We start from the raw sequence: 15,213 nt of genomic DNA, 5'->3' as shown, positions 1-15,213 counted from the left end.
AAACTGTGATCAGCGCAAAAGTTTTCCTCAGCGTGTCAGACTAGGTTTATGAACAATGTTAAATGATAAATACATTTGTTCATTAAGTGTATCTGGCCTGAGGTTGATGTATGCAACACAGCGAGCATTCAGCACATTCCCCGATATCTGCCGCGCCACTGCTGGAAGTGAGCGATGTCAGTAAAAGCTTTTCCGGCGTGGCGGTGCTGAAAGATATCGATTTCAGCCTGCAACGCGGCGAAGTGCATGCGCTGCTCGGCGGTAATGGCGCGGGGAAATCCACGCTGATGAAAATCATTGCCGGTGTTGAAACCGCAGACTGCGGCACGATGCTGTTAAACGGTGAACCGCTGCTGGCACGCTCGCCTGCGAAAGCGCATCAGGCCGGAATTTATCTGGTGCCGCAGGAACCGATGCTATTTCCCAGCCTGACCGTGCGCGAAAACATCCTCTTCCGTTTACCGGCGCACCAGAACAGCGAGAAAAAGCTGCAACAAACCCTGACGGAGCTGGGCTGCAATCTGCCGCTCGGCGCACTGGCGGGCACATTAGAAGTCGCCGATCAGCAACTGGTGGAAATCCTCCGCGGGCTGATGCGCGACGCCCGTCTGCTGATCCTCGATGAACCGACGGCCTCGCTGACACCGGCGGAATCCGCCCGGTTATTCACTCAGGTTCGTCATCTGACGGCGGGCGGCGTGGGCGTGGTGTTTATCTCGCACAAACTGCCTGAGATCCGCGCCATCAGTGACCGCGTCAGCGTCATGCGCGACGGCAAAATTGCCCTGAGCGGAACGCTCACCGGGCTGGATAACGACGCCTTAATTCGTGCCATCACGCCGCACACGCAGGACGCCGCCTTACCGGCGGAACAAAAACTGTGGCTGGATTTACCCGGACCGCGTCGCCACGCGTCGGCAGGAAACCGGGTGGGGCGCGAGCCGGCTTTACAGGTGCTGAACCTCACCGGTGAAGGGTTTATCAATATTTCATTTAGCGCCCGCGCCGGGGAAATCGTCGGGCTGGCAGGTGTTGTGGGCGCAGGGCGCACCGAACTGGCGGAAACGCTGTACGGCCTGCGTGATGCCCAAAGTGGTCAGGTGCTTCTGATGCAGCAAGACATCAGCGCGCTGAACACTGTGCAACGCCTGAAAAAGGGGCTGGTCTATCTGCCGGAAGACCGGCAGGCGTCCGGCTTATACCTCGATGCGCCGCTGAGCTGGAACACCACGTCGCTGACGTTTAACCGGCAAAGCTGGTGGCTGAATATCAAACGTGAGGCGGCGGTACTGGAGCGTTATCACCGTGCACTGGGCATTAAATACCGCGACGGCGCACAAACGGCGCGCACGCTCTCCGGCGGGAATCAGCAAAAACTGCTCATTGCCAAATGTCTGGAAGCGCAACCGGCAGTGCTGATTGTCGATGAACCGACGCGCGGCGTAGATGTTGCCGCCCGCGCCGACATCTATCAGCTGCTGCGAAACGTCGTGGAACAGAACGTCGCGGTCATTCTGATTTCATCGGATCTGGACGAAATAGAAGGGCTGGCCGACCGCGTTTTCGTCATGCATCAGGGCGAAATGAGTGGCGAATTGCAGGGCAGTGAAATCAACGTCAACAACATCATGCACATTGCTTTTGGCAATCATCCCCAGACGGCCGATACCGGAGGAACCTCATGCTGAAGCGGATCCAAAACAACCGTGAACTGACCGCGCTGATGGCGATTATTGCGTTGTTTGCGCTGCTCGGCGTGATGGACAGCCAGTCGTTCAGCTTCCAGACGCTGAGCATGATTTTCGGCAGCGCGCAGATCCTGATGCTGCTGGCGATGGGCGCGACGCTGGTCATGCTGACGCGCAACATTGACGTCTCGGTCGGTTCCATCACCGGCCTTTGCGCGGTGACACTCGGCGTTTTGCTCAACAGCGGCGTTGACCTGACGCTGGCATGCTTACTGACACTCGGCACCGGTTTGCTGGCGGGATTGTTCAACGGTGTACTGGTCGCCTGGCTGCGCATTCCGGCGATTGTCGCCACGCTGGGGACGCTCGGATTATACCGCGGCCTGATGTTGCTCATGACCGGCGGCAAATGGATTGAAGGCTTACCCGCCGGGCTGAAATCCCTGTCGGCTCCGGTGTTTCTTAACGTCTCCGCGCTCGGCTGGCTGGTGATTGTTCTGCTGGTGGCGATGTTCTGGGTGCTCAGCCGGACGGCGTTTGGCCGCAGCTTTTACGCGGTGGGCGATAACTTACAGGGCGCACGCCAGCTCGGCGTGGCGGTGAACCGGGTGCGCATTCTCGCGTTTGGCATCAACGGCGTGATGGCTGCCATTGCCGGAATAGTGTTTGCCTCACAAATTGGTTTCGTGCCTAACCAGACCGGCAGCGGGTTGGAGATGAAAGCCATCGCGGCCTGCGTGCTGGGCGGGATCAGCCTGCTCGGCGGCACCGGTTCGCTGCTTGGCGCGGTGCTGGGCGCCTATTTCCTGACGCAAATCGACAGCGTTCTGGTGTTGCTGCGTCTGCCTGCGTGGTGGAACGACTTCATCGCCGGACTGGTATTGCTCGGTGTTCTGGTACTCGACGGACGGTTGCGGCAGGCGTTGCAGAAAAACCTGCGCCGTCAGAAATATGCCCGTTTTCTGGCCGCCAGCCCGCCGGTGCAGAAGAAATCTGCCGGACATAAAAGCCCGCAGCCGAAAAATCTCACACGCCGGTTAAGCACCGGTAAAAAAAGCGGAGTGATGTGATGAATTCCTTACGCAACTACGGCTGGGAAGCGGCATTGCTGGCGCTGCTGATCCTTGAAATTGCGCTGTTCGGCATCGCAAACCCGCGCATGCTGGATGCCAGTACGCTGCTGTTCAGCACCAGTGACTTCATCACCATCGGCATTGTGGCGCTGCCGCTAACGCTGGTGATTGTCAGCGGGGGGATTGATATTTCGTTCGGTTCGACCATCGGCTTGTGTGCCATCGCGCTGGGCGTGTTGTGTCAGGCGGGGGTTCCGCTGGCGTTCGCCATCATTCTGACGCTGGCGCTCGGTCTGGCCTGCGGCCTGCTCAATGCGGCACTTATTCTCTATACCGGCGTCAATCCGCTGGTGATCACCCTCGGTACGCTGTACCTGTTTGGCGGCAGCGCGTTGTTGCTTTCCGGGCTGGCGGGTGCGACCGGTTTTGAAGGCATTGGTAACTTCCCGGATGCGTTTACGAATTTTGCGAATCAGGTGATTTTCGGCCTGCCGATGCCGCTGCTGATTTTCCTGCTCGCCACGCTGTTTTTCTGGCTGCTGATGCACCGCAGCCGCACCGGCCGCAACGTTTTTCTGATCGGCCAGAATGCCCGCGTGGCGCGTTACGGCGCGTTGCCGGTCAGCCGCACTGCGTTTGCGTTATACGGCATGACCGGGCTGGCGTCGGCGGTGGCGGCGATCATCATGACCTCCTATTTCGGTTCCGCGCGCTCTGATCTCGGCGTCTCCTTGCTGATGCCCGCGATCACCGCCGTGGTGTTAGGCGGAGCCAATATTTACGGCGGTTCAGGTTCCATTCTCGGCACGGCGCTGGCGACGCTGCTGATCGGATACTTACAGCAGGGTTTACAGATGGTCGGCGTATCCAGCCAGGTGTCCAGCGCGCTTTCGGGGGCGCTGCTGATTCTGGTGGTGATTGGCCGTTCTGCCAGCCTCAACCGTGGTCTTATCCGCAGTGTTTTCCAGCGTTATCGCCAGCGCGGGTCTGCGTCTTCTCCTTCTTTATCCACCAAATGAACCGGGGTGCAAGATGAAAACAAAAATGCTGAAAACCATGCTGATTGCCAGCGCCGTAAGCCTTGCGTGCCTGAGCGCGCAGGCCGCCGAACGTATCGCGTTTATCCCGAAACTGGTGGGTGTCGGCTATTTCACCAGCGGCGGTAATGGCGCAACGGCGGCGGGCAAAGCGCTGGGCGTGGATGTGACTTACGACGGCCCGACCGAACCGAGCGTGTCCGGTCAGGTGCAGATGATCAATAACTTCGTCAATCAGGGCTACAACGCCATTGTGGTGGCGGCGGTTTCTCCGGACGGCCTGTGCCCGGCGCTCAAACGCGCCATGCAGCGTGGCGTCAAAGTGCTGACCTGGGATTCCGACACCAAACCGGAATGCCGCTCGATTTACATCAATCAGGGCACACCGCAACAGCTCGGCTCAATGCTGGTCGATATGACCTCCAGCCAGGTCACCAAAGAAAAAGCCAAAGTGGCGTTCTTCTACTCCAGCCCGACGGTCACCGACCAGAACCAGTGGGTGAAAGAGGCGAAAGCCAAAATCGCCAAAGAGCATCCGGGCTGGGAAGTGGTGACCACGCAGTATGGCTATAACGACGCCACTAAATCACTGCAAACCGCTGAAGGGATCCTCAAATCTTACGGCGATCTGGACGCCATTATCGCGCCGGATGCCAACGCATTACCGGCCGCCGCGCAGGCGGCAGAAAACCTCAAACGCACCAATGTGGCCATCGTTGGTTTCAGCACGCCAAATGTTATGCGCCCTTACGTTGAGCGCGGCACGGTGAAACAGTTCGGCCTGTGGGACGTGGTCAGCCAGGGCAAAATTTCGGTTTACGTCGCCGATCAGTTACTGAAAAAAGGCGAACTCAACGTGGGTGACAAGCTGGATGTACCGGGCGTCGGGGCGGTGGAAGTGGTGCCGAACAGCGTGCAGGGCTACCAGTATGAGGCCAAAGGCAATGGCATCGTGTTGCTGCCGGAACGCGTGGTCTTCACCAAAGACAACATTGCGAAATACGATTTCTGACGATAACGGTTTGCAGCTAAGGAGATACTGAAATGGCAGATTTGGACGATATCAGAGACGGTAAAAACTTCGGCATCGGTACGCCGCAGGATAACCATGCGTTTTTCCTCAAGGGCAGCGGACAGCTCGACTGGGGAATGCAGTCGCGGCTGGCGCGGATTTTTAATCCGGATTCCGGCCGGACCGTCATGCTGGCGTTTGACCACGGTTATTTTCAGGGGCCGACCACCGGCCTTGAGCGTATCGATATCAACATTGCGCCGCTGTTCCCGCATACCGATGTGCTGATGTGTACCCGCGGCGTGCTGCGCAGCGTGGTGCCCGCCGCCATCAATAAACCGATCGTGATGCGCGCCTCTGGCGGCAATTCAATCCTGACTGAGCTTTCCAACGAAACGGTGGCCGTCGCCATCGAAGACGCGCTGCGCCTGAACGTTGCCGCAATGGCTGCACAGGTTTACATCGGCAGCGAACATGAACATCAGTCGATCAAGAACATCATTCAGCTGGTGGATCAGGGGATGCGTTACGGCATGCCGACGATGGCGGTCACCGGCGTCGGCAAAGACATGGCGCGCGACCAGCGTTATTTCTCGCTGGCAACGCGCATTGCGGCAGAGATGGGCGCGAATATCATCAAAACTTACTACGTGGACAGCGGTTTCGAACGCATCGCCGCTGGTTGTCCGGTACCGATTGTGATTGCCGGAGGCAAGAAACTGCCGGAACGCGAGGCACTGGAAATGTGCTATCAGGCCATCGATCAGGGTGCATCGGGTGTGGATATGGGCCGCAACATCTTCCAGTCCGAATCACCGGTCGCCATGCTGCACGCGGTCAAAGCGGTGGTGCATGAGAATGCCAGCGTGGCGCATGCCTACGAGCTGTTCCTGAGTGAAAAGGGGTAAATCATGGAAGTGACGCTGGTTGAGATTAATGTGAAGCCGGACAAAATTGACGAGTTCCTCCAAGTATTCCACGCCAATCATCTGGGCGCGGTAAAAGAAGAGGGCAACCTGCGGTTTGACGTGTTGCAGGATGAACACGAACCGACAAAGTTCTTCATCTACGAAGCCTACCGGGATAACGAAGCGGTGCTTGCGCACAAGAAAACGCCACATTATCTGAAATGCGTTGAGGCGCTGGAGGAGATCATGACAGGGCCACGGAGGAAAACCGTGTTTAAGGGGGTCTACCCGTAGGGGTTTTTGATTTCAAATTTTAGTTTTAAATTCAAAATCAAGACCAAGACCTTGGGCTCGCCGCCCAAACTGGCCCAAAGGGCGCGTTAACGCGCGCGCCCTCTGGACACCCGCGCTTTTTAACTGCGCGCTGCCGCTCGCTGGCTATTTTCCAGCGGCTCCGGCTATTGCCGCAAAATCCCGCCGCTGCGCGGTTCCTTCCAGTCGGATTACAAACCGCGCGAAAAAATACGCGGTTTTCCACCTCTCCTTTCAGCGTGATTTTTGAAAGCGGCCAGAGGCTTTTTAGTTCACAACCTCACCGTTTTTGCTCTAAAGAACGCAATGCTATTGCATCTTTTTTAAAGCTTCTGGCCGCTTTCAGAAATCTTGCCGAGCGAAGTGTTTCGAGACCTGTGGCTCGAGCCGAGCGAAGCGAGACAGCGTCACGAAGTGACGACCCGAAGGGCGAGGCCGCAGGCCGAGTAACACCGAGTAAGGGAACCGCGCAGCGGCAAGTTTTCGCGGCAATAGTTGTGGCTTCTGAAACAGTGCCAGCGAGCGATAGCGCGTGTTGTAAAAGACGTGGAGATTCCAAAGAGGCCCCGTCCTGGGCCTCTTTGGTCGGTTTCGGCGCGAGCCGCTGAGTGATCACTGCAATTGAAAAACCGAAATATTCTCGGTCAGAGCCCCCGCTGCAAGCGAGAAACCGACACTTTCTCAATCAGCTACGAATTGCCACGATGGTCAATCCACCATCACATTAACCCTTCGAGCCTCACATATAACTCCCTGAAGACTTCGCGTCGCGCGAGGTAATCTGTGTGCTTCATCATGTCCGGCTCATGAACCTGCTCCAGCGGTAACGGTGGTAAAAAATCTGCCAGCGGTCTGCGGGCATTCACGGCGATCTGCGCCAGTCTCGCGGCCCCAAGTGCCGGGCCGACATCTCCGCCGGTACGGTATTCCAGCGTTTCACCGCTGATGTCTGCCAGCATCTGCCGCCAGTAAGGGCTGCGTGCACCGCCGCCAATCAGGGTGATGCTGTGCGGTTTCAGGCCGGTGGCGTGAAGCACATCCATGCCGTCGGCCAGCGCAAAACCGACGCCTTCCAGTACGGCGCAGGCGATATCCGCCGGGCCGTGCTCATGCGTCAGGCCAAACAGCGTACCTTTGGCATTCGGGTTGTTGTGCGGCGTGCGTTCACCGGAAAGATACGGCAGGAACCAGACAGGGGAAGCGGCAGGGGGCGTTTTTTCGGCGAGGCTGATGAGTTCACCCACGGAGGCGGTGCCGGTGAGTTTTGCTGCCCAGTCCAGACATGACGCGGCGCTGAGCATCACGGACATCAGGTGCCAGGTATCGGGCAGGGCATGGCAGAAACTGTGGACGGCCTGCTGCGGATTACTGAGAAAACCGTCGCTGACCGCGAAGTAAACGCCGGATGTGCCCAGCGAAAGCATGGCTTGCCCGGTTTTATACAGCCCGACGCCCACCGCGCCCGCCGCATTATCGCCACCGCCAGCAATCACCGGTACGGAATCCATTTTCCAGCGTGAGGCGAGTTCCGGTAACAAGTGGCCGGTGATCTGATTGCCTTCAAACAGCGCGGGCATGTGCTCACGCGTGAGGCCGGTGGCGGCCAGCAACGTTTCGCTCCAGTCGCGTTTTGCGACGTCCAGCCACATTGTGCCCGCCGCGTCTGACATATCGCTGGCGAAAACGCCGGTCATCAGCCAGCGCAGATAATCTTTGGGTAATAAGACCTTATCGATTTTCGCAAATAATTCAGGTTCATTCTCACGCAGCCAGAGCAGCTTCGGCGCGGTAAAACCCGGCATCATCAGGTTGCCGGTGATCTGGCGTGAATCGGGGACGGTTTTTTCCAGCGTTTCGCACTGGCTGAAGCTGCGGCCATCGTTCCATAAAATCGCCGGACGTAAAACCTGCTGATGAGCATCAAGTACCGTGGCACCGTGCATCTGGCCAGTCAGGCCGAGAGCTTTGACATCTTTGAGCGCGTGTTTTTTGGCAAGTGCAGTCACCGCTTTATCCGTCGCGGCCCACCAGTCGGCAGGATTTTGTTCAGACCATAACGGATGCGGACGGGAAAGGGTTAACGCCTCACTGTGGCTGGCAACAACCTGACCTTCTTCGCTGAGTAAAATGGCTTTCACGCCTGAGGTGCCCAGATCTATACCAAGATACATACATTTTCCTTTTTCCTGCTCCACGCAGGGCGGTGATGACACCACGGCGCGCGGGAGAAGGTTGATGGGTTAACCCGTTTCCTGAACGTTCAACGCCCTGCAAACCTCGGGCCGCAGGGCGTTTTCCATCCTGATAAATTAACCAAACAGATAACGGTTAACCAGATTTTCCAGACGTTCCTGCTGGCCGCTCTGATGCTGAGGCGCTAACGCATGTTGCTGCGCGTAGTTGCTCAGGGATTCCAGCGACATTTTACCTTGCAGGATCTGCTGACCGAACTCGGTATTCCAGCCCGCGTAACGCTGTGCGACGTGTTTATCCAGCTCGCGACTTTCAATCATACGGGCAGCGACTTTAAGCGCCAGCGCCATGGTATCCATGCCGCCGATATGGCCGTAGAACAGGTCATATTTGTCTGTGCTCTGACGGCGTACTTTGGAATCGAAGTTCAGGCCACCGGTGGTGAAGCCGCCCGCTTTGATGATTTCATACATCACCAGCGCGTTTTCTTCGACGCTGTTCGGGAACTGGTCGGTATCCCAGCCGCATTGCGGGTCGCCACGGTTGGCATCCACAGAACCGAAGATCCCCAGCGCAATTGCATTGGCAATTTCATGATGGAAAGAGTGGCCCGCCAGCGTGGCGTGGTTAGCTTCGATATTCACTTTGATCTCTTTTTCCAGACCAAATTGTTTCAGGAATCCGTATACAGAAGCCACGTCATAATCGTACTGATGTTTGGTGGGTTCCTGCGGTTTTGGTTCGATAAGCAACGTGCCCTGGAAACCGATTTTATGTTTGTGTTCAACGACCATTTGCATGAAACGGCCAAGCTGTTCGCGTTCCTGGCGCAGGTCAGTGTTGAGCAGGGTTTCGTAACCTTCACGGCCACCCCACAACACATAGTTTTCGCCGCCCAGTTGTTGGGTGGCGTTCATCGCGTGAACCACCTGTGTGGCCGCCCAGCTGTAGATTTCCGGATTGGGATTGGTGGCCGCACCTGCGCCGTAGCGGGGGTTGGTGAAGCAGTTTGCCGTGCCCCACAACAGTTTCACGCCGCTCGATTCCTGCTTTTGCGCCAGAACGTCGGTCATGATGGCGAAGTTATTAATGTATTCTTTGACCGTTGCGCCTTCCGGCGAGACATCGACATCGTGGAAGCAGTAGTAAGGGACGTTCAGTTTTTTGAAGAATTCGAAAGCCACGTCGGCTTTGCGTTTTGCCAGTTCCAGCGCATCACCGGGTTGTTGCCACGGGCGGTCAAAAGCGCCCACGCCGAACATATCGTTACCATTCCAGCAGAATGTGTGCCAGTAACACGCCGCAAAACGCAGATGCTCAGCCATGGTTTTGCCGAGGATCACTTCTTCAGGGTTGTAATGACGGAATGCCAGCGGGTTAGTGCTGTTAGCACCTTCGTAGCGAACGGCGTCGAGCTTGTCGAAATATGCGTGCATTGAATAACTCCTTGAAAACGGGCCCAGCGGGACTGGGAGGCTGAGCTTCTATCTTCGGAGTTGATGGGGCTTCCCACAATTACGTTATTTCACACTCAAATTAATAGAATTATTAAGTGTGCGTCAGATCGCATAAATAAGCCGTTCTGTTTAGCGTTTTTATTCGTTCTCCATGATGCCTCGGGAATAATTGCACTTATGTTGTGCTTATTACAATCAAACCATGATCCCCATCATAATTCCGAGAATAAACAAAAAAACATAACGCAGTGATTAAAATCTGCAATTGCCGATTAATAACCCAGCGTCAACAATCCTTGTGTCATTTCTGTACGAGTTTCTCTGTATCTGCCGCTTCTTATTCTTATAAAAGGTCTGACATGATGAAAATGAATAAAATAATTCTTTCTGCCTGTGCCGCTTTAGTATTGTTCAGCCAGTCTGGGCTCGCGAAAGAAATTAAAATTGGTATGGCAATTGATGACTTACGTTTAGAGCGCTGGCAAAAAGACCGCGATATTTTTGTGGCTAAAGCTAAAACGCTGGGCGCGGATGTTTTTGTTCAGTCTGCCAATGGTAATGAAGAAACACAGATGGCGCAGATCGAGAACATGATAAACCGGGGCGTCGATGTGCTGGTCATCATTCCTTATAACGGTGAAGTGCTGAGCAATGTGATTGCCGAAGCTAAGCGGGAAGGCATCAAGGTGCTGGCCTACGACCGCATGATCAACAACGCGGATATCGATTTTTATATCTCGTTTGATAACGAAAAAGTGGGTGAGCTTCAGGCGCAAAGCCTGATAGACCGCGTGCCGCAGGGCAATTACTTCCTGATGGGCGGGTCGCCGGTGGATAACAACGCCAAGCTGTTCCGCGCCGGGCAAATGAAAGTGCTGAACCCGTTAATCAAAGACGGAAAGATCAAAGTGGTCGGCGATCAGTGGGCTGACGGCTGGCTGCCGGAGAATGCGCTGAAGATCATGGAAAACGCGCTGACGGCCAATAACAACAAGATTGATGCGGTTGTGGCGTCCAACGATGCCACGGCGGGCGGTGCGGTGCAGGCCTTGTCCGCACAGGGTCTGGCGGGCAAAGTCGCCATTTCCGGGCAGGACGCAGATCTGGCTGCTATCAAACGTATCGAAGCCGGCACACAGACGATGACGGTGTATAAACCCATCACGAAACTGGCCAACGATGCGGCGGAAATTGCTGTTCAGTTAGGCAAGGGGGAAACACCAAAGTCTAACGCCACGTTAAATAACGGCAAAAAAGAAGTCCCTTCTTATTTATTAACACCGATTCAGGTCGATAAAAATAATATCGAAAGCACCGTGGTGGCTGACGGATTCCATAAAAAATCCGACCTTTAATTTTTCAATATTTTCTATGAAAACAACACGTCTTTGCGGCGTGTTGTTTTTATCAGGATAAAATACTATGCCAGAGAAATATGAAAAATCAGCCTTGCTGGATATGCGTAATATCACCAAGAAATTTGGCGCGGTAAAAGCCGTGGATAATATCAGCCTGACGCTATCGGCCGGGGAAGTGTTATCACTGTGCGGAGAGAACGGATCCGGTAAATCCACATTAATGAAAGTGTTATGCGGTATTTATCCCGGCGGCACCTATGAAGGGGAAATTTATTTCTCGGGGGAACGTCTGACCGCAAAAGGGATACGCGATACCGAACAAAAAGGGATTGCGATTATTCATCAGGAGCTGGCGCTGGTGAAACAACTCAGCGTGCTGGAAAACATGTTTCTGGGTAACGAGTGGGGCCGTTACGGAATGCTCGATACCGACAATATGTATTTGCGCTGCCAGCGCATGCTGGCGCAGGTGAAGCTGGATATTGACCCGCATACGCCAGTGGGTGAACTCGGCCTGGGTCAGCGTCAGCTGGTGGAAATCGCCAAGGCGCTGAACAAACAGGTGCGTTTGCTGGTGCTCGATGAACCGACGGCGTCGCTCACCGAAAGCGAAACTGCCGTGCTGCTCGATATTATCCGCGACCTGCGGCATCACGATATCGCCTGTATTTATATTTCACACAAGCTCAATGAGGTGAAAGCCATTTCGGACAAGCTGTGTGTGATCCGCGATGGCCGGCATATTGCGACCTGCGAGGCGGCCAGCACGTCGGAAAAAGACATCATTTCGATGATGGTCGGGCGTGAGCTGACCGAGCTGTTTCCTCCCCGTGAACGCCAGATTGGCGGGGAAGTGCTGCGCGTCGAAAATCTCACGGCCTGGCATCCGGTGAACCGGCACATCAAACGCGTCGATAACGCCGGATTTACCCTGCATAAAGGCGAGGTGCTGGGCGTGGCCGGGCTGGTCGGAGCCGGAAGAACAGAAACGATGGAGTGTTTGTTCGGCGTGTATCCGGGACGCTGGAGCGGAGATATCTGGCTCGGCGGAGAGAAAGTGGAAATCAGCGGTTGCCGTGACGCCATGCGCCGTGGCCTGGCGATGGTGCCGGAAGATCGCAAACGCGACGGCATTGTGCCGGTGATGGCGGTGGGCAGCAATATCACACTGGCGGCGTTAGATCAGTTCAGCGGCGGTGGCGTGCTGCGTGAAGCGCAGGAGCAGCACACCATCAGCGAATCGGTCAGACAGCTCAAGATTAAAACCTCTTCTCCGGAGCTGGCGATTGGCCGTCTCAGCGGGGGGAATCAGCAAAAAGCCATTCTGGCCCGCTGCCTGTTGCTTAAACCCAAAATCTTAATTCTCGACGAGCCGACGCGCGGCATCGACGTCGGGGCGAAGCATGAAATCTACAAACTGATCGGCCAGCTGGCGGCGCAGGGGATGGCGATTATCGTCATTTCCTCCGAGTTACCCGAAGTGCTGGGGCTCAGCGACCGCGTGGTGGTTATGCATCTCGGGCAGGTAAAAGCCTGCCTGGATAACAATAATTTAAGTCAGGAACAGGTTATGGAAGCTGCCCTGAGGAGTGAAGCTCATGTCTAAATTTCCCCAACCAGGAAACCCATCCGCTGCGGCGGGAGAGGGTGAAAACGGCGGTGCATTGTCTGTACCGAAGCTGAAGAACATCAACCTTCAGGTTTTTGTCATGCTGGCGGCCATCGCAGTAATCATCGTCTTTTTCAGCCTGACAACCGATGGCGCGTATATCAGTGCGCGTAACATTTCCAACCTGCTGCGCCAGACCGCCATCACCGGCATTTTAGCGGTGGGCATGGTCTTTGTGATTATTTCTGCTGAAATCGATCTGTCCGTCGGTTCGATGATGGGCCTGCTCGGTGGGGCGGCGGCCATTTTTGACGTCTGGTTAGGCTGGCCGTTACCGCTGACGATTATCGTCACGCTGGCGCTGGGCCTGTTACTGGGGGCATGGAACGGCTGGTGGGTGGCTTACCGCAAGGTGCCTTCGTTTATCGTGACACTCGCCGGGATGCTGGCGTTTCGCGGCATTCTGATTGGGATCACCAGCGGGACGACCGTCGCACCGACCACGCCTGCGATGTCCTTAATCGGCCAGAGTTATCTGCCCGATTCCTTCGGTTTTGGCATCGGTGCAGTTGCTCTGGCGCTGTTCATCGGCTGGCAATGGCGCCGCCGTAACCAGCGAGCAGCGCTCGGCCTGCCGGTCACGGCGGCGAAAAGCCACGTCACCCGTCAGGCGCTGACTGCAATTATTGCGCTGGGCGCGATTTATCTGCTCAACGATTATCGCGGCGTACCGACGCCGGTGCTGATTCTGGTAGCGCTGATGCTCGGCGGAATGTTCATGGCATCGCGCACCTCCTTTGGCCGCCGTATTTATGCCATTGGCGGCAACATCGAAGCCGCCAGACTGTCAGGTGTTAACGTCGAGCGCAGCAAACTGGCGGTGTTTGCCATCAACGGCCTGATGGTGGCGATTGCCGGGTTAATTCTCAGCTCACGTCTGGGCGCAGGTTCGCCATCCGCAGGTAACATTGCTGAGCTTGATGCGATTGCGGCCTGTGTCATTGGTGGCACCAGTCTGGCCGGAGGTGTCGGCAGCGTGGCCGGTGCGGTGATGGGCGCGTTTATCATGGCGTCGCTTGATAACGGCATGAGCATGCTCGATGTCCCGACGTTCTGGCAGTACATCGTTAAAGGCGCGATTTTACTGCTGGCGGTATGGATGGATTCCGCCACCAAGCGCCGCGCATAACACCGCCGGTAAATCGTACGTTTACGGACAGTCACTCACAAAACTCCGAGGAGCCTCACATATTCTGATTGCCATCGCCACGCAGAACCGGCGTTGTGCTATTGACCAGCAGACCTATGTAACCCGCCCTGTTCATGTGCGCATGTGAACAGGGTTTTAGCCTATTTGATCATCGGTGAGAAACAGGCATGTTTGAGAAACGCTATCGGATCACGCTGTTATTTAACGCGAACAAAGTTTACGACCGTCAGGTTGTGGAGGGGGTTGGCGAATATTTGCAGGCCTCGCAAAGCGACTGGGATATCTTCATTGAAGAGGATTTCCGCTGCCGTATCGACAATATCAAAGACTGGCTGGGCGACGGTGTCATCGCAGACTTTGATGACCGCGAAATTGAAACCCTGCTCGAAGATCTTAACGTGCCGATTGTCGGTGTCGGCGGGTCTTATCATCGGGAAGAGGATTACCCGCCGGTTCACTACATCGCGACCGATAACCACGCGCTGGTCGAAGCCGCGTTTATGCACCTGAAAGAGAAGGGCATCAACCGTTTTGCCTTTTACGGCTTGCCTGATGCGGGCGGAAAACGCTGGGCGCAGGAGCGCGAATTCGCTTTCAGGAAACTGGTGTCAGCCGAGCAGTATCAGGGCGTGGTCTATCAGGGAATGGAAACCGCACCGGAGAACTGGCAGCACGCGCAAAACCGGCTGGCGGACTGGATACAAACGCTGCCGCAGCAAACCGGCATTATCGCCGTCACCGACGCCCGCGCCCGACATTTATTGCAGGTCTGCGAGCATCTGAACATTCCTGTGCCAGAAAAGCTCAGCGTTATTGGGATCGATAACGAGGAATTAACCCGCTATCTCTCCCGCGTGGCATTGTCTTCCGTGGTGCAGGGCACGCGGCAAATGGGCTATCGCGCGGCAAAGCTTCTGCATCAGTTGCTGGATCAGCGCGACCTGCCGTTGCAGCGCATTCTGGTTCCGCCGGTCAAAGTCGTCGAACGCCGTTCAACGGACTTCCGCTCTTTGCGGGACCCAGCGGTGATTCAGGCGATGCATTACATCCGTTATCACGCCTGTAAAGGCATCAAAGTCGAGCAGGTTCTGGACGCCATCGGCATGTCACGGTCTAACCTGGAGAAGCGTTTTAAGGATGAAACCGGGCAAACGATTCACGGCGTGATCCACGAAGAAAAGCTCGACCGTGCCCGCAACCTGCTGGCCGCCACGTCGATTTCCATCAATGAGATCTCACAAATGTGCGGGTATCCGTCACTGCAATATTTCTATTCGGTATTCAGGAAAGGCTATGAAATGACGCCCAAAGAGTACCGCAGTATTCACGGCGAAAGCGTCTATCAGGAGAGTTGAG

12 protein-coding genes and 1 other RNA gene are annotated in these 15,213 nt (G+C 55.8%); 11 read left to right on the top strand and 2 right to left on the bottom strand.

Annotated elements, in window-relative coordinates:
• The first annotated feature begins 110 nt into the window (after positions 1–110).
• The 7 genes from lsrA to KWG64_RS16070 all read left to right on the top strand — a co-directional run bounded on the left by lsrA (position 111) and on the right by KWG64_RS16070 (position 6,479).
• Positions 111–1,688, top strand: a complete 1,578-nt coding sequence (gene lsrA / locus KWG64_RS16100; RefSeq protein WP_218522439.1) for an autoinducer 2 ABC transporter ATP-binding protein LsrA — start codon at positions 111–113, stop codon at positions 1,686–1,688.
• A complete protein-coding gene (gene lsrC, locus KWG64_RS16095; RefSeq protein WP_195823055.1) occupies positions 1,682–2,758 on the top strand; it encodes an autoinducer 2 ABC transporter permease LsrC in 1,077 nt (358 codons plus the stop codon). The genes lsrA and lsrC overlap by 7 nt, the downstream gene beginning before the upstream one ends.
• Complete coding sequence (gene lsrD, locus KWG64_RS16090; protein ID WP_195823056.1) at positions 2,758–3,780, top strand: autoinducer 2 ABC transporter permease LsrD; 1,023 nt, start codon at positions 2,758–2,760, stop codon at positions 3,778–3,780. The genes lsrC and lsrD overlap by 1 nt, the downstream gene beginning before the upstream one ends.
• 25 nt (positions 3,781–3,805) lie before the next feature.
• Positions 3,806–4,810 (top strand): autoinducer 2 ABC transporter substrate-binding protein LsrB, encoded by a 1,005-nt coding sequence (gene lsrB, locus KWG64_RS16085; RefSeq protein WP_370530262.1) that lies wholly within the window; start codon positions 3,806–3,808, stop codon positions 4,808–4,810.
• A 32-nt stretch (positions 4,811–4,842) separates the two neighbouring features.
• The gene (lsrF, locus tag KWG64_RS16080) at positions 4,843–5,718 is read left to right on the top strand and encodes a 3-hydroxy-5-phosphonooxypentane-2,4-dione thiolase (protein ID WP_152326930.1); all 876 of its coding nucleotides are present in this window, start codon (positions 4,843–4,845) and stop codon (positions 5,716–5,718) included.
• Between the two features lie 3 nt (positions 5,719–5,721).
• Positions 5,722–6,012, top strand: coding sequence for a (4S)-4-hydroxy-5-phosphonooxypentane-2,3-dione isomerase (lsrG, locus tag KWG64_RS16075; RefSeq protein ID WP_218522438.1), 291 nt, complete (start codon positions 5,722–5,724; stop codon positions 6,010–6,012).
• A gap of 385 nt (positions 6,013–6,397) precedes the next feature.
• Positions 6,398–6,479, top strand: a non-coding RNA gene (locus KWG64_RS16070) — RtT sRNA.
• Between the two features lie 270 nt (positions 6,480–6,749).
• Here KWG64_RS16070 and xylB read toward each other — a convergent pair.
• Positions 6,750–8,201, bottom strand: coding sequence for a xylulokinase (gene xylB, locus KWG64_RS16065; RefSeq protein WP_218522437.1), 1,452 nt, complete (start codon positions 8,199–8,201; stop codon positions 6,750–6,752).
• 138 nt (positions 8,202–8,339) lie between these two features.
• The gene (xylA, locus tag KWG64_RS16060; RefSeq protein WP_195814621.1) at positions 8,340–9,659 is read right to left on the bottom strand and encodes a xylose isomerase; all 1,320 of its coding nucleotides are present in this window, start codon (positions 9,657–9,659) and stop codon (positions 8,340–8,342) included.
• Positions 9,660–10,042: 383 nt separating this feature from the next.
• Here xylA and xylF point away from each other — a divergent pair, with 383 nt between their 5' ends.
• The 4 genes from xylF to xylR all read left to right on the top strand — a co-directional run bounded on the left by xylF (position 10,043) and on the right by xylR (position 15,212).
• Entirely contained in the window at positions 10,043–11,035 is a 993-nt protein-coding gene (xylF, locus tag KWG64_RS16055) for a D-xylose ABC transporter substrate-binding protein (RefSeq protein ID WP_218522488.1), read from the top strand.
• Positions 11,036–11,102: 67 nt separating this feature from the next.
• Complete coding sequence (locus KWG64_RS16050) at positions 11,103–12,644, top strand: xylose ABC transporter ATP-binding protein (RefSeq protein WP_218522436.1); 1,542 nt, start codon at positions 11,103–11,105, stop codon at positions 12,642–12,644.
• The gene (gene xylH, locus KWG64_RS16045) at positions 12,637–13,836 is read left to right on the top strand and encodes a xylose ABC transporter permease XylH (protein WP_255562200.1); all 1,200 of its coding nucleotides are present in this window, start codon (positions 12,637–12,639) and stop codon (positions 13,834–13,836) included. The genes KWG64_RS16050 and xylH overlap by 8 nt, the downstream gene beginning before the upstream one ends.
• A 188-nt stretch (positions 13,837–14,024) precedes the next feature.
• Positions 14,025–15,212 (top strand): D-xylose utilization transcriptional activator XylR, encoded by a 1,188-nt coding sequence (gene xylR / locus KWG64_RS16040; protein WP_195823059.1) that lies wholly within the window; start codon positions 14,025–14,027, stop codon positions 15,210–15,212.
• Position 15,213: the final 1 nt, after the last annotated feature.

This window comes from Rahnella sp. PD12R (assembly GCF_019200965.1).
Classification (GTDB): domain Bacteria; phylum Pseudomonadota; class Gammaproteobacteria; order Enterobacterales; family Enterobacteriaceae; genus Rahnella; species Rahnella laticis.
This window is presented reverse-complemented; position numbering and strand designations above follow the sequence as displayed.